Origin of the sequence: Clostridium sp. (genome assembly GCF_051656525.1) — a bacterium.
Taxonomy (GTDB): Bacteria; Bacillota; Clostridia; order Clostridiales; family Clostridiaceae; genus Clostridium.
The window spans coordinates 1-1,232 of the sequence record NZ_JBOGCC010000361.1; the positions used below are offsets into that span (position 1 = coordinate 1).

The 1,232-nt window shown below is 34.3% G+C and carries 1 protein-coding gene; it reads left to right on the forward strand.

Going from position 1 to position 1,232, the window contains the following annotated elements; all coding sequences use genetic code 11:
- Nucleotides 1-45: 45 nt before the first annotated feature.
- The coding region (locus ACRDDY_RS17660; protein ID WP_438566242.1) for an O-antigen ligase family protein at nucleotides 46-1,232 on the forward strand (1,187 nt) is incomplete at its 3' end.

Consider the following 1,232-nt stretch of genomic DNA (forward strand, 5'->3'; position numbering starts at 1 on the left):
AAGTAGGAAAAGAATGCTACTAAAACTTAAGGTAATGAATGTAACATGAATAAAAAAGAACTACTGCCTAATACGACAATATTATTTATTTTTGCGTCTATTTCCTTAGCGATGTTTAACATAGCATATTCTCGTGATATTTTTTATATTGCAGGATATCTATCTATCATTTATTTTTTCACAAATATCAATAATCAAACTATTATCAGTAATGCATTACCTCTATCGATTTTACTCCTTGGACTTTCGAAAATAATCTGGTCAATATACTACGAACCAAGCAGTTCTAACTTCAGTAATGTTTACAATTCTTATTTTGATGTAGGAAAAAGACTTGTCATCGCATCATTCCTTGTCTCATTTGCAATCAATGCTGACAGTGTACATAAGGAAAAAATAACAAACATCATTCGGCTAGTTATGCCATTTGTCGCTTTAGCTATCGCTGTATACTCAGCCTATCAGTTTCATATTCTTGGCTTAGCACGCACTGAATTATCAACAAACAGAGCAACAGCCACCGCATATATGTTGACACCGGTTCTATTACTCAGCCTATTTTGCTGTATAAAAGAAAAACCCTCACTGAAGAACATTATATTTTTAGCCTTAGTATTCGGAGCTTGCCTCTACTCAATCCTATTAACACAAACACGCGCTGCAATATTGGTCTTTACATGTATCGCATTGCTCATGCTCGCGTTTAAATTGTCAAATAAAATCAGAAACATTGTTTTACTATCTCTGGTAATCATTATATCTGCGATTACCATAATAAATTATGATAGTATAGTGAAGCCTCGAGCAACCCAAGCCATTACAGAGGTGATGAACTTTGACCAAACAAAAGATAATGGTTCCCTTGGCAACCGTTTTACTATGTGGATTGCAGGAACTAAATCAGCCTATTCTCATCCCCTAGGGCAATCAGCAGAGCAACGCTATAAAACGATAAACGAACAAATAGAAAATAAATATATTAGCCCAGCCATATCCCAATTCATTGATGTACATCTGCATAATGAATTTATTGACACACTCTCTCTACAAGGAGTTGCTGGCTGCTTAGCTTTGATTTTATTTTACCTATTTTTAATTAAATTCAGTTTAAAAGAAAAAAACTATCTATTGCTGTCAATCAGTTTAACCATCATTCTTTATGGTCTTAGCGATGTTCTATTCTTCAGCCAAGAAGTCGCTGTTACTTATATGTCAGCACTAGCACTTGCGAT